We start from the raw sequence: 23,261 nt of genomic DNA, 5'->3' as shown, positions 1-23,261 counted from the left end.
CTTTATAATACGAGGAGGTGAAACAATGGCAGATAAGAGCAACACTACTAATGCAACAGAATTATTAAATAAAATTTGCTCAGGTGGAACAATTACTCCTCAAGACTTAGGAACACCTACGGCAAATACACAAGCAACTACTTATTTAACAGAAGGTACAACACCTTTACACTTTGAACTCAACACTCAAAATAAAAACAAAAAATAATTTTGTACTCAATCTGTACTCAAACCACATGGCAAGAGCCCGGAAACCCGCATAAACGCTGGATTTCCGAGCTCTATTTTTTTATTCAAACTCTATCGTCGCAGGTGGCTTTCCTGTACAATCATACATGACTCTGTTAACGTGTTTCACTTCATTTACAATTCTTGTCGTCACTTTACTAAGAACTTCCCACGGAATCTCTGCCGCTTCCGCCGTCATAAAGTCGCTTGTCAATACGGCACGAAGTGCTACCGCGTAATCATAAGTTCTAAAGTCTCCCATAACACCTACGGAACGCATATTTGTCAACGCTGCAAAATACTGTCCGATGTTTCTTGAAAGACCTGCTTTTTCAATTTCTTCACGGTAAATCGCATCTGCTTCCTGAACGATTTTTACCTTTTCCGCTGTTACTTCACCGATAATACGAACTGCAAGTCCCGGACCCGGGAATGGTTGTCTGAATACTAAGTGTTCAGGGATACCGAGTTCAAGTCCAGCTTTACGTACTTCATCTTTGAACAAATCACGAAGCGGCTCGATGATTTCTTTGAAATCTACACAGTCAGGAAGTCCTCCAACATTGTGATGACTCTTGATTACTGCTGATTTTCCTAATCCACTTTCAATTACGTCCGGGTAAATTGTTCCCTGCACTAAGAAATCTACTGCTCCGATTTTCTTTGCTTCCTCTTCAAATACACGGATAAACTCTTCCCCGATAATTTTTCTCTTCTCCTCAGGCTCTGTTTTTCCTGCTAATTTATTGTAAAATCTCTCCTGTGCATTTACACGGATAAAGTTTAAGTCGTAGTTTCCTTCAGGACCGAATACTGCTTCAACTTCATCACCTTCGTTTTTACGGAGTAAACCGTGGTCTACGAATACACAAGTCAACTGTTTTCCTACTGCTTTAGAAAGCATTACTGCTGCCACGGAAGAGTCCACCCCGCCCGATAACGCACATAATACTTTTCCATCGCCTACTTTTTCACGAATGGCTTCGATTGATTTTTCCACAAACGAATCCATTTTCCAGTCGCCTGTACATTCACACACATTATAAAGGAAGTTGCGTAACATCTTTGTACCTTCCTGTGTGTGCAATACTTCAGGGTGGAATTGTACTGCGTATAATTTCTCTGCTTCATTTTCCATTGCCGCTACCGGACAAACCGGTGTTGTTGCCGTAATTTTAAATCCTTCCGGCGCTGCCGCAATATAATCTGTATGGCTCATCCAGCAGATTGTAGATTTCTGTACTCCTTCAAATAATTTTGAAGATGAATCCACTTCTACTTCCGTTTTACCGTATTCGCTGACCGGTGCTGTCTTCACATCGCCGTCTAATAAATATGCCATTAACTGTGAGCCGTAGCAGATGCCAAGAACAGGGATTCCGAGTTCTAAAATGGCTCTTTCATATCTTGGAGATGCCTCATCATAAACGCTGTTTGGACCTCCCGTGAAAATGATTCCCTTTGGATTCATTTCTTTTATCTTTTCTAAACTAAGTGTATATGGGTGCACTTCGCAATATACATTACATTCCCTTACACGTCTTGCAATTAATTGGTTGTACTGTCCGCCAAAATCCAGGACGATAACTGTTTCGTTATTCAAAAGATTTCCTCCTCACATTCGTATTTCATTGAATATTAATTATATGCTAACTTTCCCTCTTTTACAAGTAGGGTTTTGTATATTTCCTTAAACAGTACGGATTTCTTTCCATTTTCCTCCAATATATCTTGCCACGAACAAGATTGCACGGAATACCCAGTCGATAACCATGGCAACCCATACGCCAAATACGCCCATGCCGAAGTATTTTCCCAGCAGATAACTGAAGCCTATGCGGAATATCCACATGGAAAGAATAGAGATTATCATGCTCATTTTCGCATCTCCCGCTGCCCTTAACGTTGTCGGAAGAGTAAATGCTATCGGCCAGATAAGCACACAGCTTACACTGTAAAATATCAGTATCTGCTCCGTTACCTGAGAGGTTTTTGCGGACAGATTATATATTTGCATAATGACAGGAAGCAACAAATAAATAATGACATTTGTCACTATCATGCAGGCATAAGTGATTGTCATTAGCTTTTTTGTGTAATAAGAAACCTGCTCGTAGTCTTTTGCACCTACGCATCTGGAAATAACGGTTGTAACTGCCAGCGAAATCGCCATTCCCGGCAGGATTTGGAACATGGCCACTGCATTGCTCACTGCATTTGCGGCAATGGCATATGTACCAAATGTGGAAACTAAACTCAATACCATAATTTTTCCTAACTGAAACATACTGTTTTCCAAACCGTTTGGAATGCCCAGTCCTAAAATATTCTTTATCATTTTCCAGTCAGGACGATATTTGAGTGTTTTTTGTAAATGCAGAACCTGTTTTGGATTAAAAAGAAGAATAACTATCAAAACAGCCGCAACCATTCGTGATACTAATGTCGGAATGGCAACCCCTTCCGCACCCATATGAAACCCGTAAATTAAAGTGGCATTTCCGATCACATTTACCGCATTCATAATAAGAGAAACAACCATTGTCACTTTTGCATTTCCCATTGTACGAAAAATGGCTGCACCGCCGTTATATAAGGCAATAAACGGTATAGATGCCGTTACAATTAAGAGGTATGTGTTCGCATATCCCCTAACGTCAGGCGCGATTTCCCCAAATACGGTCTGTAAAATAAAACTTTTCCCCAAATAGACAAGAATTGTAATCCCAATTGCACAGATTGTAATAAACCATATAAGCTGGTTTGATGCCCTGTCCGCTTTTTCTTCCTGTTTTTTACCGAGATACTGTCCCGCAACAACAGAACCTCCGGTTGCAAGCGCTCCAAATAAATTAATCAAAAGTACCATTACATTATCCACAAGCGATACACCGGATACGGCTGCCTCCCCTACACTGGCAATCATAACAGAGTCCGCCATGCCTACAAGCACTGCCAGAAGTTGTTCAATAATCAGCGGAATAATTAACGCAATAATTGCTTTGTTATCAAATAAGTAATGTGTTCTGTCTGTTTTTACTTTTGTTCTCATTATTACCCTCTTTTCCTTACTGTTGAAATGATACATGTATTTCACAAATTTCACTTTTAGAATCGACACGCATGGCAGGACCATACACCCCTATTCCTGATGTGACAATGCTGTGTAAATTTCCCTCTTTCATGTAACCGTATGGATTTTTCCAAAAACATTTTATAAGCCATGTTCCAGGCCATATTTGCCCGTCATGTGTGTGGCCGCTCAACTGCATATCCGCCCCCGCTTCTTCCAATTCCTCAATTTCTTTCGGCTCATGTTCCATGACAAGAATCGGTTTTGTTTTATCCAGTTCTGCTGTAATTTGCTCCGGAGTTTTTCTCTGTTCAATCCCTCTTCCCGGACACTTGTAATCCGGTCTTGATACAAGGTAGAATGCGTTGTCAATTAAAACAGCCTCGTCTCTCAACAATTTTATATTTGCCTTCTTCAAAAATTCGTCCATTCGCAGATCACTCTGTTTTTTCTCTCCACCCGGGAAGGTAAATCCAACAAGAATTTTTTCCTGTATATCGTGATTTCCATAGCAGGCGTACACTCCGTATTTGCTTTTTATCCCCCGCAGTGTTTTGATTAAATAGTCCGGGTGATATAGAGCGTCATAATCATTGTCAAAAATATCCCCCGCAATCAGAACAATATCCGCGTCCATTTTATTTATTTTCTCAACCATCTGTTCCATATGGTAATCGCCTATACTGTAGCCCAAATGCAAATCTGCCACCAATGCGATTTTTAAATCCTCTAATTCTCCTGCGTCTTTTTCGATTGTGACATCATAAGCAGTTGTGCGGATATTTCGCGCATTTAAAATACCATAAATACTTATGCCCGCGATAAGCACAATACAGATTCCTCCCGTAATGACAAATGTCCGTCCGGAAGATAGTTTTTCATTTGAAATCCACTTTGTTCGTTTCAGAATGATTCTTCCCACATCGGCGAGAAGAACAACAAGAAAAATATAGACCAGTGTCCCAAGCCAGTAATTGCTGATTTGTTTCAATACTCTTTGAACAGGTGATACCGGGAGGAGAAAACTTATAATGACCGTGGAGGAAACAAAAATGTACGCTGAGATGATAACAATTTTCGTCACTTTATTTTGAAACCAGCAATGACAGGAATTCAGCCAGCGGAATAACCACCTGCACAAATATACACTGAACAAAATGTATATAGGAATAAGAAATAATGTAACCATAACTACTCCTTTCTTTCGTTTTATTATTTACTTATTATAATACAAATCCGCGAAAATGGTATAATAAAAAGTTAAAGAGCAGGAACGCCAACTTCGTTCCTGCTCCCAATATTAATTGAAACTGCTATTTAATTATTTTCACTAAAAAACAATTTTAAATCGTCTTCCACAGTACCGATTCCTGCGATACCAAAATTCTCCACCAAAACTTTTGCAACGTTAGGACTTAAGAAAGCGGGAAGTGTCGGGCCAAGATGGATATTTTTTACACCAAGATACAACAGAGCCAGCAGAACAATTACCGCTTTCTGCTCATACCATGCGATATTATAAATAATCGGCAAATCGTTAATATCATCTAAGCCAAAAACTTCTTTAAGTTTTAGTGCAATCACTGCCAGTGAATAACAATCATTACACTGGCCCGCATCTAAAATACGGGGAATTCCATTAATGTCACCCAACGGTAACTTATTGTACTTATATTTTGCACAGCCTGCAGTTAGAATTACCGTATCCCTTGGAAGCGCTTTGGCAAATTCCGTATAGTAATTCCGGCTCTTCGCCCGTCCATCGCAGCCACCCATAACTACAAATTTTTTGATTGCGCCGCTTTTTACGGCCTCCACCACTTTGTCCGCCAAAGCCAGTACCTGTGCATGGGCAAATCCACCGATAATTTCCCCTGTCTCGATTTCATTTGGAGCTGCGCATTTTTTCGCGTGTTCAATGAGCGCGGAAAAATCTTTCTGTTCTCCGATTTCTCCCGGAATATGCGTGCAGCCCGAATATCCCGCTGCCCCGGTTGTATACAGCCTGTCTTTATAGCTGTCCTTCGGCGGTACAATGCAGTTTGTCGTCATTAATATAGGACCGTTAAAAGACTCAAATTCCTCTTTTTGTTTCCACCATGCATTTCCGTAGTTACCGACAAAATTCTGGTACTTTTTAAAGGCAGGATAGTAATGTGCCGGCAGCATTTCAGAATGTGTATAAACATCTACCCCTATTCCCTGTGTCTGTTGCAACAACATTTCCAAATCCCGCAGGTCATGTCCTGACACAAGAATTCCCGGATTTTTTCGGACGCCGATATTTACCTTTGTAATTTCAGGATTTCCATACGTCTCTGTATTAGCCTTGTCCAGCAAAGCCATACCGGATACACCGTATTTTCCCGTCTCCATAGTCAGTGCAACCAAATCGTCCACGCTGAGAGTATCATTCAGCGTAGCCGCCAACGCCCGCTGAAGAAATTCATCAACCTCTTCCGAATCATGCAGAAGTACATTTGCGTGTTTAGAATAAGCGGACAAACCTTTCAGTCCGTAGGTAATCAGTTCCCGCAATGACCGAATGTCTTCATTTTCTGTGGAAAGCACGCCCACCGTCTTCGCCTTTTCCTCCCAATCCCCAAGACCGGACCATTTTGCCGCTTCCGGCAGATCGGTCGGATTGTGAAGTTCCTCCAGCAGGGAATCTTTGACTTCCAACGTAGTGCGAATTCTTTCTTCGATACTTTCTTTATCAAAATTCGCATTGGTGATCGTCGTAAACAGGTTTAGTGTAATTAAGTGATTCACCTCGGCGGATATGTTTTTTCCTTCCTTTCGCAGCATCGTAGTAACTGCGGATACTCCTTTTGTCACATAAACCAGAAGATCCTGCATAGCAGCCACATCTGGCTTTTTCCCGCATACGCCGGACATGGTACACCCCTTACAGCCGGCCGTCTCCTGGCATTGATAGCAAAACATTTTTTCTTCCATAATTGACCTCCATCACAAATATATTCATACAGTTATTTTCGAGTTCAGCATACTATAAGCAAAAAGAAAAATCTGTTGTTATAACAACAGAAATAAAAAAATAAGGAGAAAAATCTATTTTTCAAGATTTTCCTCCTTCATCATTATAAATGCATCTTATTTAACCTCGATTGTCTGCGACAAATTTTGCTACTTTTTTTATATCCAGCGTATTTTCCTTCATTCCAATTTGATTTGCAATCCTGACAATTACGGGCTGTTTTAACATCGCTTTCTCCATAATATCTTTTTGAAAGAAAACATCTTTTGTTTTTCCATCTGCCAGCACTTTTTTCTGGCACATAACGATTGTTCTTTCATAGTTCTCCGCCACAAATTCCATATCGTGTGTAATCGTCACGATTGCTTTTCCACGCTCAGTCAAAATTTTATTCAACTTTGACAATCTTGCCAGCCCCTCCAAGTCCTGTCCCGCCGTAGGTTCATCAAAAATCATAACTTCACAATTACTCGCAATAACTGATGCAATGGTAACAAATTTTCTTATGGATAACGGAAGATCATAAGGATTCACTTCCAAATATTTATCCATACCTGTCAATTCTGCGGCATCTTTAATTCTTCTTTCACACTCATCGGGATCAATTTTCATTTTCTTTAGCCCGTACTCAATCTCTTTACGCACGGTAGAATTAAAAATCTGATCATCAGGATTTTGAAATACATAGCCCACCCGCTTTGCCATTTGTGCAGTCGTATATTTTTGTGTCGATTCTCCATCAATGAGAACATCTCCTTTGCAGGCTTTTATCAGTCCATTTAACATTTTTACGGTTGTTGTCTTTCCTGCTCCATTTTGTCCGACAATTGCAATGTTTTCTCCAGCATCAATGGAAAAACTCACATCATCAACCGCTAAATATCCGTTTGGATATTGGAATGAAATATTTTTCACTTCTACTAATGCCATTTTTATACGCCCTTTCCCATAATTGAATTTAGTATCTGAATTGTTTCATCTACCGTAACCGGAATCTCCTGAAATGGTATCCCTTCTTTCATCAGTTCCATTGCAATTTTTGTACTTTGCGGAAGTCTTGTATGATACTCCATACACTTCGGATTGGAAAACACTTCTTTTGCCGTGCCTTCCAAAACAATTTTTCCTTTATCCATAACAACAACATGGTCCGCATATTCTGCAATCTGTTCCATTTTATGTTCTACAAGAACGACAGTTTTCCCCATGTTTTTCATTAATTGAATCATTTCAAAAACATCGTCCGTACTTTGCGGGTCCAACTGAGATGTAGGCTCATCAATGACAAGAATATCCTGTCCCATAACTAAAATAGATGCTAATGCGACTCTCTGCTGCTGTCCTCCCGATAACTGGTAAGGATCCCTGTCCCTAAATTCTTCAATTTTTGTCAATTTCATCATTTTTTCAATCCGCTCATTTATCTCTGTCGGATCTATCCCCATATTCTCCAATCCAAACGCCAATTCTTCATAAACCGTATCCGCGATTCCGCTAATCTGGGTAAACGGATTTTGAAAGACAAACCCTACTTCTAACGCTGTGCTCCCAATATCTTCTTTCTGAACGTCTTTTCCATTTACAAGAACTTCTCCCGAAATCTCTCCTTTATAGAACTTAGGAACAAATCCTCTGATAGCATTACAAAGAGTCGTCTTTCCGCTTCCATTTGCTCCCACAATCGCACACAATTCTCCTTTTTTGATTGTAAGTGATACATGTCGCAAAACCTCTTCCTCAGCGGTTGGATACCGATATGATAAATCTGTTATTTTTATACTATCCATAAAACTATTTTCCCTCCAATCGCTAAAATCGTTGCTGCAATAAATACAATTCTCAACATTTTATCCCGACTTGAATCTTCCACATTCTTCAGCGAAGTCTTTTTGCACGGAGCTGAAAACGCCCTAGCCTCCAATGTAATCGCTCTTTCTTCTGCATTTACCAAAGAATTTAAAAGCAATGGTCCGACAGATGGGAAAAATGCTTTTGCTCTTACAATCATATTACTGTCCGTCTCAATTCCTCTTGATTTTTGTGCTTCTAAAATTGCTCCCATTTTCTTTGACATCTGCGGAATAATGTTAGTTGTTGAAAGTAAAACATATGTAACCGATGATGACATTCCTTTCTTTTCCAGTACAATCATCAATTTTTTAATATCGATCAATTTTCCACCAAGTAAAATTGCCGAACCTATTCCTAAAATTCTTGAACAAAGTATGATTGCTTTCTGTACGCTTTCTACTTTTATCGAAAACACCCATACTTTCCATATAATCTGTTCTCCCGGTATAAACAGGGACTGTAAAACAAAACAGATAACACAAATCAAAAAGATTGATTTTAGCCACAGTAGAAAATACGGTTTTCCTTCTCCTGATATTCCCGCCAGCAGCATCATTACTAAAACAGATACTATCGTTATCTTATAATCAAACAGTGCTGATACTACTGCCAGCAAGATAACCAGATATAAAACTGTCAGCGGATTTAGAAGTTTTATCCCTTTTTGCTTTTTGTTCATTTATTTGCTCCCCTTTTTATCTTTTCTCGCATTAATAAACACTGAACCATTTGAAAATTTATACAAGTATCTGTCTGACATTCCTCTTATCACTAAGTATGGCACCAAAAGTGAAATAAATTTGTCCGGAACTTCAGAAATAAGGTTGCCGATAATCTGTGCCGGCCAAAACGGAATCCCTGCTGATACCATGGCGCCGATCATAATAGAGTTTCCACTGGAATCAAATCCCCCGAAAAATGCGTATGAAATAATAACACTTAAAGCAACCGCAATAACTGATACAATAATGGAAGATACAATAAAGCGGCTAAATTTTATAAACATTCCTTTTCTCGCCATAGTTCCTATTACCAACCCCAAGACCCCTGAAATAATTGCAAACGGAAATAATGACGGATCCGTAATAGAGTTTATCGCAATACTCAAAACACCTGTCAGACAGCCTACCCAAGGCCCTGCAAGTATTGCTACAAGAAACGTACCTATACTGTCCAAATATAATGGAAGTTTTAATGTAAGCACTAAGTTTCCAACAATAAAGTTAATTGCAATTGCAATCGGAATAATCAAAATCGTAATTAAATTAAAGTCTGCCTTTAAACCTTTTTTCTCATTTGTCATCTTTTTTCCCTCCTAAAATATAAACTCTTTCCAACTTTCCTTATGTTCCGGAAATAAATATGTAAAAAATAGTTCAAAAAATTTCTTTGTGTCTGCCTTTATCGCCACCTCGCAATTTTTCATCTTGTCAGGATAATATTTTTGGCGATACACAACCGATGCACCGTCACAAAGGCCCTGCGTTTCCACATCTACAAACGCGTCTGTCTTTTCAACAACGCTGCGATCCAGTAAATATGCAATCGTCAATACATCGCACAGTTCACAGCCAAGTTTCTTCTCCACTTCCCAATGCCCGTCTGCATACACCCTTGTTATTTTGTGAATAAATCTGGAAATCGGAGTATTGATTAAATATAATAACTCCCGCAGTGTTGGACTTAAAAAAACATATGACGTAGCGTCCAGTCCTATCATTGTCACTTTCTCAAACCCTGCCTGAAATACAATTTTCGCCGCCTCAGGGTCTGTCCAAAAATTAAACTCTGCATGGGGTGACATATTTCCGCCATGTTCTGCCCCACCCATAATAACAACCTCTTTTACATTTTTCACAAAATCCGAATTCTTCTGTATCGCCTCTGCTATATTTGTCAGCGGCCCTATCGGTACAAGCGTAATCTCTCCTTTTTCTTCTCTGACCTTTCTTATCAGAAAGTCTACTGCGTTCTCGTTTTCAGGAATTTTATGACAGTCCGGCATCTCAAGATTTCCCATTCCGTCATCTCCATGGAATTCTTCACAATGTTCATTCTCTCTCATAAGCGGTTTGCCATTTCCCATATAAACCGGAATATCTGTTCTTCCTGCGATTTCTAATATTTTGAAAGCATTTTTTGTTACCTGCTCTACTCCCACATTTCCATTCACTGTTGTAAGAGCCAGTACGTCCAACTCATCTTTTGCCGCCAAAGCCAACAAGATAGCAAGAGCATCATCAATTCCGGGATCCGTATCAATAATAATTTTCTGCATATTTTCCCTCCTTCTTCCTTATATCTCTTCCATCGCAGGTATAGATATCTGCGCTCCCTTTCGGGAAACCACAATTGCCGATACCTTCTGCCCAAATGCAATTGCTTCCTCACATGTTTTCCCCTGACTAAGGGCCAATGCCATTCCTGCCGTGAAACTGTCTCCCGCCGCCGTCGTATCAACCACTTTCACTTTATTCGCCGGGAAAAATTCCTCTTTTTCCGCTGAAACAAACAGACACCCGTCACCTCCGAGAGTTACCACAACATTTTTAACTCCTTTTTCGAGCATTATCCTCGCTCCTTCTTTCAACTGTTCAAGATTTTTCATCTCTTTTCCTGCGAGAATTTCCAGTTCTGTCTCATTTGGCTTAATGTAGTCAATTCCTTTCCAGAATGAATCAGGAATATTCGGAACTGCCGGTGCGGGATCTACAATCACAGTTTTCCCCAGACCTACCGCTAACTTCTTGACATATTCCACAACTTCCAACGGAATTTCCAACTGCATAATGATAATGTCACTCTCCTGAATTTTCTTCAGATTCTTTTTAATCATATCCTTTGTCACCATTCCGTTTGTTCCCGCAATCAGAATAATGGAATTTTCTCCTTCTTCATCGACTGCTATGTACGCCTGACCTGTAGGCTCTCCCGAAAATGTTTCCACGCCAACTGTACTGACTCCGACACTTTCCAGATTTGCTTTCAGTTTATAACCGAAACTGTCATCTCCCACCGCGCCAATCATCTCAACTTTTCCTCCAAGTTTTCCGATTGCATACGCCTGATTTGCACCTTTTCCACCCGGAGCCTGCATAATATTTTTACCGGAAATGGTCTCTCCCGCTTTTGGAATACGTGGTGTCTCCAGCACGATATCCATATTCAGACTCCCGATAATCAGTATCTTTTTCATCTTTTCCTATTCCCCTCCTTTTCCATATTTAGAACGAATTTCATCTTCATATATTTCCACCGCTTTTCTGTCAGGTAACGCCGGCTGTACTCCATGTCTTGTCACGCTGATTCCCGATGCGTAAATTGCAAAACCTATAGACTGTATAATGTTTTTTCCTTCACTCAAACAAACTGCCAACGCACTGATAAATGAATCTGCACCGCCTGTCGTATCTACCGCTTCAAATCCTGAGCCTTCAAAATACAGGGAATATTCTTTGTTGCGTAAATAGCACCCTCGCTCTCCGAGGGTTACAATTACATTTTCAACACCTTTATCCATAAGGATTTGCGCCTTCTTTTCTATCGCTCCTTTTCCCTGCACAAAATTGTGAAGTTCCTTTTCGTTCGGAATAAAGTATGCAATGTCTTTCAACAGTTCTTCTTTTATTTTGTCCGCTGCGGACGGTTTCAAAATAACTTGTGTGTTGTTCCTTTTACAAAATTTAATTGTGTATTCTGCAATAGTTTCCGGAATTTCCAGTGATAACAAACAATACTTTGCATTTTGAAACAGATATTTGCATCTGTTTATCTGCTCAATACTTAAGTTGCGATTTGCTCCCTGATACACAACGATTGTACTCTCTCCATTTTTGTCCACATTAATGTAGGCTTTTCCGCTCGGCAGTTCAGTGTCAAATAACACTCCGTCCATATGTACATGATTTTCCACCAGCGTACTGTAAAGTTGTTTGCCGTCCATGTCATTTCCAAGGCAGCCTATCATATATACCTGACCGCCGAGTTTTCCAACACCGACCGCCTGATTTCCCCCTTTTCCTCCGGTAAAAACATACAGCCTTTCCGCAAGTTGTGTTTCCCCGTCCACGGGAATTCTTGACACTTCCACGGTAACGTCCATATTCATACTGCCCACAACAACTATTTTTTCACCCTGCTTTTCCTGAGCAGGTTTTGTAACGCTGTTCCTCTCAATGAGTGTCGGCGAAAATTTTCTCATCAATTCTATTTTCTTTTCTTTCTGTATCATTTCCACAAGATACTCTACCGCATCGGAACTCATACATGCTGACGGAAGGCTGACGCCTGTGATTCCATCACCCACTAACTCTAACAGGCGGCTTTCCCCTATGGAAATAATGGAAAGTGTATCCGGAATGGACATTCTCGTTCTTTCCATCACCTTATAGATGCAGTAGGCTATTTCAGGGGAACCACAGACAACTGCTGTCACATTTTCGCTCAGGCATTGCCGGATTCCATACTTTTCCACATCTTCGATTGATTTTCCTTCATAAATCCACATCGGCTGAATCGGAGATTGCATACTTCTCATTGCCGTTTCGTATCCGTCCCGAATAGTTTTATCGGTATTCAAAATAATGCACGCAATTTTTTCATGCCCTTCCCTCTGAAGTCTTTCCACTGCCAAACGTCCTGCTTCTGAAAGCCGATAATAAAAGGTAACCTTTTGCTTTTCATCAAATTCTTTTGTCTGATTAAGATAGACACACGCATTCTCAAATCCATGTGCGGAAACACATTTATCGGAATCCACTAAAATCCCTTCCGCTTTTTTCTGCCTCATTTCTTCCACACAAAGTTCAATATCCTCCTGCGTATCTGCGTAACTGATAAGTAAACCGTATCCGTTTTCCCTTGCTTTTTTCTCCACATGTAAAACAATGCTTTCCCGCTCTCTGTTTTTTGTTTTGAGAATAAGACCAATCAGATGACTTTTCATTCCCGCCTTTTCCCGAAATTTTGAATAAGGAATATAGTTTTCTTTTTCTATATTTTTCAACACTTTCTTCTTTGTTTCTTCACTGATGTCTTTATCTTTTCCATTCATCACTTTAGAAACTGTAGAGGCTGATACTCCTGCAAGTTTTGCAATATCCTGTATGTTCATTTAACCTCCTTTCCGTTTCTGTTTCAGAAATCTTTTTAGTAAATTAATTTTGTATAAATCTTATCACTTTGTGCAATTCTTTTCAATATTGGCTAATTACGAAACTATTTTCCCACATTATGCACAAATCAACTTGTTCACTAAACAATTTTCGTTCTCTTTTCTTTGGGTAAATTTACAAGAATTTAGACATAAAAAAATCTGTCACGCCCGGACAGATTTTTTTCCTACACTTTTTAGTGCTGATGTAAATATTTTTCTCTTGTTGCCATACCCCCTCGGATATGCCTTTCCGATTTATTTGTATCTAATACCTTTCTTGCCTGAAGCGCAAGAGCCGGATTGATTTGTTGCAGACGTTCAGTTACGTCTTTATGTATGGTCGTAACTAATTAGAACGCTATCATCTAAACCTAAATCACCAAATATTCTAAGGTAAATGTCCACATTCCCCTCTTTATCTACTTCAATCTTCTGTATAATCTGTTTCAACTGCTCATTTGTCATATCTGCAACTGAAGTAATGCCCTCAATGTTTTTGAACGTATGCTGTACGATTTCTTCCAACTGGTCGCCCTTATTCAGATTATACTCTACCAGTTTTAACTCGTTTTCCAGTTTCTCAATCTTTTTCTTCATACCTCCGATTTTTTCATTCAGTTCCTCACGGCTGATTAAATCATCTGTGTACATATCCATATACTTTTCTCTTGTCTTTTTCAACTTTGCAAGTTCTGTCATTAGTTCATTTTCGTATTGTTCATTATCTTCCTTTTTCTTATATATCCGATTAAACTCTTTTACAATACGATTTATGATATTCTTCTTATCCTTTAAAATCTCTTTAAAATATTCATCTAATGCCTGTATGAGTTCCGCTTCATCTATCGTGACTGCATTCGGGCAATTATCTACCCCTTTTCCGTTATGTCCCGAACAAACCCAACGAATATAAGTATTTTTATAGGTTCTGACTGTTCTTCTAAAAGACCAGCCACATTCTTTACACTTAATTAAGGTACTAAAAATATATTTGTTACTCTGTCGTTCTTTATTTAGTTTAAATGCCTTATGCCTGCTTTTTAATACTTCTTGTGCCTTATCAAATATCTCCGGTTCAATGATTCTAAGTTCCGGCTTGTCCGTAATCAGCCACTCGCTTTCTTCTTTTGTGGTTCTTACCCCAGTCAGAAAGTCCTCAACTTCCTCTTTTCCATTGATGATTTTTCCCGTATAGAGTTCATTTGTAAGAATACGGCAAATCGCATTTTGACTCCACGCACAATTACGTTTTGTTTTTATCCCTTGTTCATTCAACATATTTGCGATTTTAGCCGCACCATATCCCTCGTCAATATACCATTTGTAAATCTGCCTTACATTTCTAGCTTCTTCTTTATTTATTTCAAGATTGAAATAATCTCCAATCGTTTTATCATACCCATAAACAATATTAGGAACTCGTCCTTTTTCTGCGTTCATTTTCTTTCCGAATTTCACACGTTTAGAAGTGTTTGCACTTTCTTCCTGTGCCAAAGCTCCGAAAATGGTTAGAACAAATTCCGAGTTCCCCAATACTGTCATATTCGCTGTTAAAAATGTTGTTTCAATTCCTAGTGCTTTCAATGCACGAATACTTTGTAAGAAATCAACGGTATTACGGGCAAATCTTGAAATATCCTTTACAACAACCATATCAAATAACCCCTGCTTTGCGTCACGCATGAGTTTTTGAAATTCTTTTCGATTTTTAATCTTTGTTCCCGAAATACCCTCATCTGCATATAGTCTTACAAGATTATGTCCATTACGCTCTGTAAACTCTGCAAAAAACTTTTTCTGTGCTTCTAAACTATTTAACTGGTCTGATTTATCTGTTGATACTCTACAATAAGCGGCTATATTCATCTCCAACACCTACCTATTTACTAATCATCTTTCTGTTACTTCTTTATCTTATCATAGTCACTTCTGTTTCTCAAGATGAATTTGCAACTTACTATACTATTTTCATTACTTCTTCATACTCTTTCTTCTGTATAGCACTTTCTACTTCTTTTTCTAATCTTTGGACACCTACTGCTACGAAAATCTTTGCTATGTACTGAACGGTTTCTTCCTCCGTATTCGGATTATGAAAACGTATATTCAGTTTCGTCTTTTTCAAATATGTTCACTCCTAAAAGTCCTTTCTGCATTTATATGTCCAGTCTGAACGATTATTCCCTTTTACCTTAACTTCTCTTTTCACTTAACTTTAAGGATTTTAAGTAGTCCTCATACAACTGCTTCTGTGTGATATTCATTTCTCCATTTGCTATGAGATTCCCAATATAATCTCTCTGCTCTATCTTTCCCACCTCTGCAAACAGCTTTAAAGATGGTGCAACATATTTTTCCAGCCATTCCCACACCTTTTGCAGACTTTTCTTCTGTGGTTGCATGGTAAGTTTCACCTTACCTATGTCTTTCATCAGTTCCGCCCACGCGCGATAAGTGGGATAAAGTCTTTTTCGAGTTGTCATGCTGTCTGTCGGCTTTTCTAAAAATCGTATTTTACTGTTCAATACTTCCATTGCCAGTCCTGCCACATCTCTGTATCTCAATAATTCCTGTACGACACTTACTGCCATTTCCTGTCGAAATCTCAATTCATATCGATTCCAATTTTCATCCAGTTCCGTTCCATACTTTTTATTCTGTTCATATCCTTTTTCATAAAATACCAATCTTAAATTACTGGCTGAACTGCCGAGATAAAGACTTCCACCTTTACTCTGAAAGACTTCCTCTTTTAGTTCTCCCGAATCGTGAAAATCTATCTCCCGTAACTTTGTGGAAAGCAATCCCTCTTTTGTCCTTACAATCAAATCGGGAATACTCAAATATGGTTTTCTATCATCTATCGCCAAATCAATCCGAGGAAAGTTGATGTGATACTGGCAAACTCTGTTTAAGAAATCAAACCATGTTTCCTCATTGAGCTGTAAAAAAATCTCATAGTTGCGACAGCCTTTCCCACTCATTAAAATCTGAAAGCCTTGATACTGTGCGTTTCCTGTTGGCTTTAGCACCTTGATATTATCGAAGATTGCTACAACCTCATGTCCTGCAATCCCCTTTTCATAGCCTGTGACCGTCATAAGTTCCAAAGGTATTCTCAGCACATCTTCTATGACTGCTTCTAATGGAACTTCCTTAATGGTTATCTGACACCAGTCTATCAACGCGCTTAATTCTTCTTTCTGCCGTATTACTCCCCTGTTAGTGTAGGGGAGTTCTGAAAGAAGACTTCCGCTTCTTTCTTCCAAATTTATCAAACCTCCTATCTGCAACGGCATTGCCGTTGCCCTGCCCCCAACCTGCCGTTTGGTACGTCAGAACGGGGACAGGAACTTTGACTGCCTATACCTGTTTGCTTGAAATACTGCGGATTCCTTTACAGGTAATCCTCTCCACCAGCACAGGGAAATTCCCTCTCTGTACATAAGGCGAGTATACTGCTTCTTCCAGTTCTACCACCGCATAAGGCTCAATCTTCGGAAGTTCCGTTGCTTCCAGACGAATATCCACGCTGTTTCCTAACTTCATGCTTCCAAGATGAAGTTTTAAGGCTTCCACTTCCTCTGTTTTCTTCTTGTTCTCCCTATCATAATGGTAACAAGCGTCTGCACCCATAAATCGAAGTTCTCCAAAGGCTTCTCTGACCTGTTCTTTTGTCAATGTAATCTGCATACATCTTCCTTTCTCCCCGTCCTGCCGATAGGACAGCTTTCTTTTATTTCCAGTTCCTTTGATATGACGTCATATAGTTCAGTTATTTCTGAACCCATTTGTATCATAGCACACAGATTTTCAGTTCGCAAGAGAAAGTTTAGTTTTTTATGAACTTTTTATTTTCTTTTTTCTGCACCTGTGGTATAGTGGATTTAGATGATAAGATATAACAAGTTATAACGAGATATAGAAAGAGAGGTTTTTTCAGATGAATACCATCGCAGAACGGATTCGATTTGCTATGAAAGCTAAAAATAAGAAACAGATTGATATTGTAAAAGATACAGGTATCAGCAAAGGAGCATTCAGTTCCTATCTTTCAGGACAGTACAATCCCAAAGCAGATAAAATGGAACAGATTGCCGATTCTTTAGATGTGGACTTGCGGTGGCTTTACGGAGAGAACGTACCCATGCAGACTGGCTCACAAGGGCAGGAACAGGCACTTCCTTATGTCTTTTATAATAATGACTGCTCGGAATATCTTCTTGACAAGCTAGATGATATGTATATTGCCATGATGCCCCAGTATGCCGCCATGATTCCCCGTTTCTATGTTCTTGTAGACAGGAGTTCCAATGCAATGCACCTGCTCCCCTTGTTTTTAAAAGAGGACTGCTCCGAGTTTTACGAATGTCCATCAGACCTGTTCCACTCTGACAGGCACGCTATTTTTACAAAAGATTTTGAAAGTATCAACATGGTACTGATAACTGCTACTATATATTATTACGGAATTGACACAAAAACGTTTGAACCGAAAGTTACCATGCTTTCCTATTCACCAACTGATGATTGTTTTCAAATCAATACTAAACCATATGGATTCCATATAAAGGCATTTGAGAAAGAAATTGAAAAAGAAGCACTATACCTAAAATATCACAACCAACAATAAACAAGAGGACTTGCAAGGTTTCTGACCTTACAAGTCCTCTGCTGTATCATGGTGCTGTTGGCTGTGTCCGTTCCGTCAAGGACTGCCCTACGGCGTATCGGCTTCGCCTTGTTCCTTGACCTCACTAGGTATAGGCAAACTGGGATTTATCGCATACAGGCATTGACAAATTTCATAGGTACGTCCATGCGTTCTGATACTTGTTTTGGTGTCATTCCACTATTTAAGAAACGCTTACATACTATTTTCATGTTCTCACCAACTTCAATAATATGTTTATCTGGGTCATAGAAACGAACAACACGCTGTCCCCATGAATGTTCTACAATGGGGTGGACGTATTCAACATTACATTCTTTCAGCTTATCCGCAAATTCATCGAAATTATCTTCTTCAAAATAAATTTCAAAGTTATTGCCACCAAAAGAAATACCACTTTTCCCGATAAAGTCTTTATATGTTTCAACCGTCTGCAAAGCCAAACCGCCTGTTAAAGTTTTATTTGCTCCAAAATCCATAATCACATGAAGCCCGAAAACTTTTTTATAAAACTCAACTGATTTCTCTATATCTGTTACCACTAGCATAGGATTTTTCAATTTCATTTCCATTACCTCCACAAGTCCTAGTTTATATATTCGTCTATTAGTTCTTAGTATTATGGATCATTTCGTAATAATAGGTTTTCCCTCCACATCTAATAATGGAGTTAAACCACCTCCAAATCCATTTGCAATAAAAAGATAATTTACTCCTGTTTCTTTATCAACATATATTGTTTTCTCACTTTTTAAACCCGTTTCTTGATACACTATTTCAAACCTATTATTTTTACTCATTTCAAATCACCTCTGATTTTTAATTTTTTATTTTGATTTATTCTTGAAAAATCCAATCAACATTAAAGCAATACCTAAAATTGCTACTGGAATATAAACAATATTAGGTATGCGATAAACAAATCTATCCACTCCAGCCATAATAATATAAAGAATAATTCCCATACTGATTAAAATACTTTTATCTTTCATAATAATCTCCTCATCAACTAAATTTTAGTCCTCCATTCTTTTTATAGTTTCCTCTATAGAAATACATTCAGCATACCGTTCATGCCACATAAATTCGTTATAATACCGATAGCTTTTTTTGTTATTCATATAATTATTGTTTACCGTCGAATTTGCGAATGCAGGTACAATCAAATTAAAGCCATATTCAAATCCACTTATTACTGTTGCATTGATACATTTATCGGTTTGAAGTCCAACAACAACTATATCTTTTTCATTTTTTTTCATTAAATACTCAACTAAACCAGTATCTTTAAACGCACTATTCACGATTTTAACAAATACTTTTTCATTAGATAGTGGCTTAAATTTTTCAAATATTTCAAAACCATCAGTACCTTTTGTTAAACCGCTCCCAACACCATCATCATGTACAACATAAATGACTTCAACATTGTTTTCTCGTGCTTTTTTAATTAGCAGTTGAATATTGTCAATAAACTCATTACAATTATATAATTCATCGTTAACAAGTGCCTTTTGCGTGTCTACAACCAATAATACCATTCTTCCACTACTCCTTAATAAATTCCAATATTTATCTTTATTTGCATTATACCAAATCGTTAGCACGCCAACTAGTCCTAAGTACATTGTTAGTTCTATTTTTTATAATGAAAACGGGCATATTGTACTTACACAACACGACCATTTTTTCTCTTATATTATCTCGATCAGAAATCTTTCTATTTTGTTACTGCCATATGTATCGTACTCTTTGACACTCCAAACTCTTTTGCCGTCTGTCTTACCGTCGCCTGATGCTCGATAATATACGTTGCAATTTCCACCGCTCGCTCTTCAATATAATCTTTCATAAAATCCCCTGCATGATTTGTTTATACAATCTATGCAAAGAAATATACGAGTATGCTATTATGAAATTCTATTTTAAAATCATTCCAAGAAACTTATAATTCGTAATATCCTCCAAGATTTTCAATCACAACACAATTTCCGAATTTTCTTTTTCTATTCACGATATTCTTTAAGGCAGATACTCTAATAACTCATATACTCTCCTCCTTGTAAGATCCTCTCCCGTCATATTTTCATTCATAGTTGTTGCTGTTCCTCCTCCGCTGATTTCTCCTATTTCATTAATGGCTTTTTCTTTCTCCGCAATCCAGGTTCTTTGTTCTTCCAGCAATTTTGCCATTTCCGTACTGCTCAACTCTTCCTTCAAAACTTTCCATAATCGATTCAATTCATCGTCCCATAATTTATAAAGTTGTTCACTATATTCATTCATTTCCATTTGAGTTGCGGTATCACTTAATGTCTGATCTCTTCTTTTTGCTTCTGCTTCCACTTTTGCGACATTTTGAGTTTCACGTTCTTTTACAGAAAGTTCTTGAGCCCCTTCTTCCTCATTCTCCGGAGTCTCTATAAAATCCTCTCCTATTTTTTCTTTTCTTTCAATCACATATCCCGGTTTATTATTTGCCGGTGAAAGATATACACGATAATTTTCCTTGAGATATTTTCCCCCATTCTCTAATGTCCATGTAGTTCCTGTACCATATTCACATTCTCCTATTCACCCCATACTGTCCGGCCAACCTCTCTACTTCCTTTTTTAAACGATTGACCACCTCGTCCGGCGAAACAATCTTCACACCTTCTCCAAGCGAAATCACCCATGACAAAAACTGATTGCTGATATGGACTGTCACGTTCACCGTAAAATGCTCTTCATCTGCCGGAATTAGCATCACATCTTTTCCGAAACGGTCAATAATCACACCCGCCAGCCGATTATCTACCAACAATTTCACCTGTTGCTCTTTTCCGCCAAACATACCGAAACTTTTCTTCGCATAGTCTGCCAAATCTAACTTCTTGAAACTTTCTTTTCCTTCTCGTTTTCATCCGACATCTCAATATGAATCATTTTATCTACCCGATAATGTTTTATTGTCTCCGCATCCGAGTCATACCCAATCAAATAATAATTTTCATCGTCCCACGAAAGTCCCCAGGGACTAATATGATAAACTGCTCCGTTGTGACGTAGTTCCATTTCTTTTTTCACATTCCACTGATAATACTGAAAATAGATTTTCCGATTTTCTGCAATCGCATTATGTATCGCGTCCACCGTGTAGTAAATGCTTTCGTTCATCGTCTTAATTCTTCCGGATACAAACACCTGCCTCTGTAATTTCATCGTTTCATATTTGCTAATCATTTTTTCCAGTTTTTTTATAAGCGTGTTTGTTTTTCGCTCTGTAATAAACTTTGATGACTGTATTGCATCCACTAAAAGTTTTAATTCGGCTAATTCAAACGGACGGTTTACTACATGGTAGTGATAGCCTTTTCCTGCCGATTCTCCTTCCACCTCAATACCAAGTACTTCTAAATCCCGCAAATCATTATATATGCTTTTTCTGTCCGCCGTAATTTCATATTTTCCCAGCGCCTCTATTATTTCAGGCATTGTAATATAGTGTTCATCGTCCGTCATCTCCAACATAATCTGCGCAAGACGATATAGTTTGAATTTTTGATTTGTTCCTTTTGGCATATTCCTCGCTCCTCTCGTCATACATTCAGTATAACATAAAGAACATAAAGATTTTAATCTTGCTGCCAATCCAACAGACTTTTCTCATCTAATTTACACAAAACTCCCTGTGACATTACGAACACAACTTCACCAAAAGCCTTCTTTCCAATTTTGTCATATATTCTCCCTGCACTCATGCTTTCTCCCAAAACAGTAAAAGGACTGTTAGCAACATATCCGACCTTTCCCAACCCTTCCACTTTTACTACAATCGCCTCTGTATCGTATTCGTTATCTTCCTCTTTTTCTAACTGTACTCTCATTTCCGGCTTAAAAAATTCCGAACCATAATAATGTTTTGTTCCTGCTAATGTAAAAAAATTTTTTTCATCTCTCAATACCTCCCAATGTCTTTTGATATTTATAGTCTAATCTTCTTACTGTCCCATATAAATACCACCTTCTTAATTGATAGACAAAGTCGATTGATATCGCAAATACTTTTCTCTTCACAATACATATTCGTTCTAAAAATTCTCTACTCACATCGAAATTCCATCGCATACGCAACCCCATTGGATAAACTGCAATATTCAACTATTTTTACCGTATAAACTCTTCCACCCATTTTTACTTTTGCAGGTTCACCATATTGAAGTATTTCTAATTCTAATGCATTTTTTTCACAGTATAAAATAATAAACTTTATAAACTCTTCTTCATTTCTCGGCTTTCTCTTTAAATCTTCAATCAAAACAAAATCTTTTTGCCATGCACCACCGTTTAACTCTTTAGAAATATATCTCATATGTAAATAATTCCCGAGCATCATCAAAATTAAAACGAAAATATTTACAAGCATAATATCACGCATATATTCCGGTATAAATGGAAGAATTACCGATAACACTGTAAATACAAGAAAAACCCACCATATAATCGCTTCTCCCTGAAATAAAAATGCTCCCTTACGGCAAATTTCCAATGAAAATAAAAAACGTACCGCTATCGTTCCAAATATATATGCCCCTATTATCCATAGCAGGTTATCTGAAAAAAGTTTCAAATGGTTTATATCTCCGCTCTGCATCAGAAAAAGTACCGCACTAAAAAATAAAATCACACCAATCCAAACACTCTTTCCGACTTCCTGTATTTGTTCTTTTTTTACCATAATATCAACCTCCTATTTTAGAGCGTATTTCTCGCAAATATTTTCTCGAAATATATACTTCTTCTCTATTATACAAATTCGCTTTCATAATCCCATTTAATTGAGGACGATAATATTCCACTTGCCTTAAATTCAAAATAACCGATTTAGAAATGCGGGAAAAATATTCTGGGAGTTCCTTCTCCAATTCATATAATCTTTTTTTACATTGAAAAACTTTTTTCTCTGTATGTACCAATATTTTTTCACCTATACTTTCTATAAAAAATATATGTGTACAACTAATTTGATACTTTTCGTCTTTATCCGTCACATACAAAACTTTTTCTTTATAAGATTCCTTTTCAATTACCTGAACAAGTGTTTCTAAAGATTGATGCCCCCTCACTACATAAAGTTCTGCTCGTTCTGTTTTTTCTGGTTCTATATAAGAAATTTTTACTTTCATTCCATCCCTCCTTATTTATTTTTATTATACGAATACCGTTTTTTTCTGTAAATGGATTTCTGATAACAGGTCGGAAAACAATGGTAAGGCGCATATCAAAAAGGGGCTGTTGCAAA

At 38.1% G+C, this 23,261-nt stretch carries 25 protein-coding genes and 3 pseudogenes; 2 read left to right on the top strand and 26 right to left on the bottom strand.

What is annotated here, in order from left to right; translation table 11 throughout:
• Nucleotides 1-25 precede the first annotated feature (25 nt).
• A complete protein-coding gene (locus ACYQ35_RS06455) occupies nt 26-208 on the top strand; it encodes a hypothetical protein (protein WP_118516517.1) in 183 nt (60 codons plus the stop codon).
• Nucleotides 209-289: 81 nt separating this feature from the next.
• On the opposite strand, the gene guaA is transcribed toward ACYQ35_RS06455, so the two are convergent.
• From guaA to ACYQ35_RS06375, 16 genes and pseudogenes are all read right to left on the bottom strand, one after another.
• Nucleotides 290-1,831, bottom strand: a complete 1,542-nt coding sequence (gene guaA, locus ACYQ35_RS06450; protein ID WP_009462056.1) for a glutamine-hydrolyzing GMP synthase — start codon at nt 1,829-1,831, stop codon at nt 290-292.
• An 87-nt stretch (nt 1,832-1,918) separates the two neighbouring features.
• Nucleotides 1,919-3,280 (bottom strand): MATE family efflux transporter, encoded by a 1,362-nt coding sequence (locus ACYQ35_RS06445; RefSeq protein ID WP_459831344.1) that lies wholly within the window; start codon nt 3,278-3,280, stop codon nt 1,919-1,921.
• A gap of 16 nt (nt 3,281-3,296) precedes the next feature.
• Nucleotides 3,297-4,490, bottom strand: coding sequence for a metallophosphoesterase (locus ACYQ35_RS06440; protein WP_459831340.1), 1,194 nt, complete (start codon nt 4,488-4,490; stop codon nt 3,297-3,299).
• A gap of 128 nt (nt 4,491-4,618) precedes the next feature.
• The gene (gene hcp / locus ACYQ35_RS06435; RefSeq protein WP_459831337.1) at nt 4,619-6,259 is read right to left on the bottom strand and encodes a hydroxylamine reductase; all 1,641 of its coding nucleotides are present in this window, start codon (nt 6,257-6,259) and stop codon (nt 4,619-4,621) included.
• 160 nt (nt 6,260-6,419) lie between these two features.
• Nucleotides 6,420-7,229, bottom strand: a complete 810-nt coding sequence (locus ACYQ35_RS06430) for an energy-coupling factor ABC transporter ATP-binding protein (protein WP_009462060.1) — start codon at nt 7,227-7,229, stop codon at nt 6,420-6,422.
• Nucleotides 7,230-7,231: 2 nt separating this feature from the next.
• Nucleotides 7,232-8,086 carry an energy-coupling factor ABC transporter ATP-binding protein gene (locus tag ACYQ35_RS06425; RefSeq protein WP_459831333.1) on the bottom strand — a complete coding sequence of 285 codons (855 nt, stop codon included), beginning with the start codon at nt 8,084-8,086 and terminating at the stop codon, nt 7,232-7,234.
• On the bottom strand, nt 8,074-8,829 hold the full coding sequence (locus ACYQ35_RS06420) for an energy-coupling factor transporter transmembrane component T (RefSeq protein ID WP_009462062.1): 756 nt from the start codon (nt 8,827-8,829) through the stop codon (nt 8,074-8,076). Before ACYQ35_RS06420 ends, ACYQ35_RS06425 begins: the two co-directional genes overlap by 13 nt.
• A complete protein-coding gene (locus ACYQ35_RS06415) occupies nt 8,830-9,453 on the bottom strand; it encodes a hypothetical protein (RefSeq protein ID WP_009462063.1) in 624 nt (207 codons plus the stop codon). It abuts the gene before it with no gap.
• A 12-nt stretch (nt 9,454-9,465) separates the two neighbouring features.
• Nucleotides 9,466-10,428 (bottom strand): nucleoside hydrolase, encoded by a 963-nt coding sequence (locus tag ACYQ35_RS06410; protein WP_009462064.1) that lies wholly within the window; start codon nt 10,426-10,428, stop codon nt 9,466-9,468.
• Nucleotides 10,429-10,446: 18 nt separating this feature from the next.
• Nucleotides 10,447-11,346 carry a ribokinase gene (gene rbsK, locus ACYQ35_RS06405; protein WP_040449369.1) on the bottom strand — a complete coding sequence of 300 codons (900 nt, stop codon included), beginning with the start codon at nt 11,344-11,346 and terminating at the stop codon, nt 10,447-10,449.
• 6 nt (nt 11,347-11,352) lie between these two features.
• A complete protein-coding gene (locus ACYQ35_RS06400; RefSeq protein ID WP_459831323.1) occupies nt 11,353-13,263 on the bottom strand; it encodes a PfkB family carbohydrate kinase in 1,911 nt (636 codons plus the stop codon).
• Nucleotides 13,264-13,499: 236 nt separating this feature from the next.
• Nucleotides 13,500-13,649 (bottom strand): annotated as a pseudogene (locus tag ACYQ35_RS06395) (sporulation transcriptional regulator SpoIIID); the annotation flags it as partial.
• The gene (locus ACYQ35_RS06390; protein ID WP_117467738.1) at nt 13,636-15,171 is read right to left on the bottom strand and encodes a recombinase family protein; all 1,536 of its coding nucleotides are present in this window, start codon (nt 15,169-15,171) and stop codon (nt 13,636-13,638) included. The gene ACYQ35_RS06390 and the pseudogene ACYQ35_RS06395, both read right to left, overlap by 14 nt.
• Before the next feature lie 91 nt (nt 15,172-15,262).
• Complete coding sequence (locus ACYQ35_RS06385) at nt 15,263-15,430, bottom strand: hypothetical protein (protein ID WP_165853158.1); 168 nt, start codon at nt 15,428-15,430, stop codon at nt 15,263-15,265.
• A 67-nt stretch (nt 15,431-15,497) separates the two neighbouring features.
• Nucleotides 15,498-16,604: a replication initiation factor domain-containing protein gene (locus tag ACYQ35_RS06380; RefSeq protein ID WP_173821263.1), complete on the bottom strand. Its 1,107-nt coding sequence runs from the start codon at nt 16,602-16,604 to the stop codon at nt 15,498-15,500.
• A 64-nt stretch (nt 16,605-16,668) separates the two neighbouring features.
• Nucleotides 16,669-16,998, bottom strand: a complete 330-nt coding sequence (locus ACYQ35_RS06375) for a hypothetical protein (protein WP_117467739.1) — start codon at nt 16,996-16,998, stop codon at nt 16,669-16,671.
• Between the two features lie 250 nt (nt 16,999-17,248).
• Here ACYQ35_RS06375 and ACYQ35_RS06370 point away from each other — a divergent pair, with 250 nt between their 5' ends.
• Nucleotides 17,249-17,938 (top strand): helix-turn-helix domain-containing protein, encoded by a 690-nt coding sequence (locus ACYQ35_RS06370; RefSeq protein ID WP_117467740.1) that lies wholly within the window; start codon nt 17,249-17,251, stop codon nt 17,936-17,938.
• A 146-nt stretch (nt 17,939-18,084) separates the two neighbouring features.
• Here the strand turns inward: ACYQ35_RS06370 and ACYQ35_RS06365 are convergent, their stop codons facing one another.
• The 10 genes and pseudogenes from ACYQ35_RS06365 to ACYQ35_RS06320 form a co-directional block, all read right to left on the bottom strand.
• Nucleotides 18,085-18,549 carry a VOC family protein gene (locus ACYQ35_RS06365; protein ID WP_459831310.1) on the bottom strand — a complete coding sequence of 155 codons (465 nt, stop codon included), beginning with the start codon at nt 18,547-18,549 and terminating at the stop codon, nt 18,085-18,087.
• 54 nt (nt 18,550-18,603) lie between these two features.
• Nucleotides 18,604-18,777, bottom strand: coding sequence for a DUF6440 family protein (locus ACYQ35_RS06360; RefSeq protein ID WP_117467742.1), 174 nt, complete (start codon nt 18,775-18,777; stop codon nt 18,604-18,606).
• Between the two features lie 27 nt (nt 18,778-18,804).
• Nucleotides 18,805-18,969, bottom strand: coding sequence for a hypothetical protein (locus ACYQ35_RS06355; protein ID WP_165853157.1), 165 nt, complete (start codon nt 18,967-18,969; stop codon nt 18,805-18,807).
• Between the two features lie 24 nt (nt 18,970-18,993).
• Nucleotides 18,994-19,518 carry a cysteine hydrolase family protein gene (locus tag ACYQ35_RS06350; RefSeq protein WP_117467743.1) on the bottom strand — a complete coding sequence of 175 codons (525 nt, stop codon included), beginning with the start codon at nt 19,516-19,518 and terminating at the stop codon, nt 18,994-18,996.
• A 185-nt stretch (nt 19,519-19,703) separates the two neighbouring features.
• Nucleotides 19,704-19,829: pseudogene (locus ACYQ35_RS06345) on the bottom strand (sporulation transcriptional regulator SpoIIID); the annotation flags it as partial.
• A 170-nt stretch (nt 19,830-19,999) separates the two neighbouring features.
• Entirely contained in the window at nt 20,000-20,437 is a 438-nt protein-coding gene (locus ACYQ35_RS06340) for a lysozyme inhibitor LprI family protein (protein WP_459831304.1), read from the bottom strand.
• 100 nt (nt 20,438-20,537) lie between these two features.
• Nucleotides 20,538-21,541 (bottom strand): annotated as a pseudogene (locus ACYQ35_RS06335) (helix-turn-helix transcriptional regulator).
• A gap of 53 nt (nt 21,542-21,594) precedes the next feature.
• Nucleotides 21,595-21,921, bottom strand: coding sequence for an HIRAN domain-containing protein (locus ACYQ35_RS06330; protein ID WP_459831300.1), 327 nt, complete (start codon nt 21,919-21,921; stop codon nt 21,595-21,597).
• Between the two features lie 140 nt (nt 21,922-22,061).
• Nucleotides 22,062-22,697, bottom strand: coding sequence for a DUF4318 domain-containing protein (locus tag ACYQ35_RS06325; RefSeq protein ID WP_009462077.1), 636 nt, complete (start codon nt 22,695-22,697; stop codon nt 22,062-22,064).
• A gap of 4 nt (nt 22,698-22,701) precedes the next feature.
• Nucleotides 22,702-23,145 (bottom strand): LytTR family DNA-binding domain-containing protein, encoded by a 444-nt coding sequence (locus tag ACYQ35_RS06320; RefSeq protein ID WP_009462079.1) that lies wholly within the window; start codon nt 23,143-23,145, stop codon nt 22,702-22,704.
• Between the last annotated feature and the right edge of the window lie 116 nt (nt 23,146-23,261).

Source organism: Faecalimonas hominis, assembly GCF_054660755.1.
Note: the sequence above shows the minus strand (reverse complement) of the source record. Positions and strands in the feature narration are given on the sequence as shown.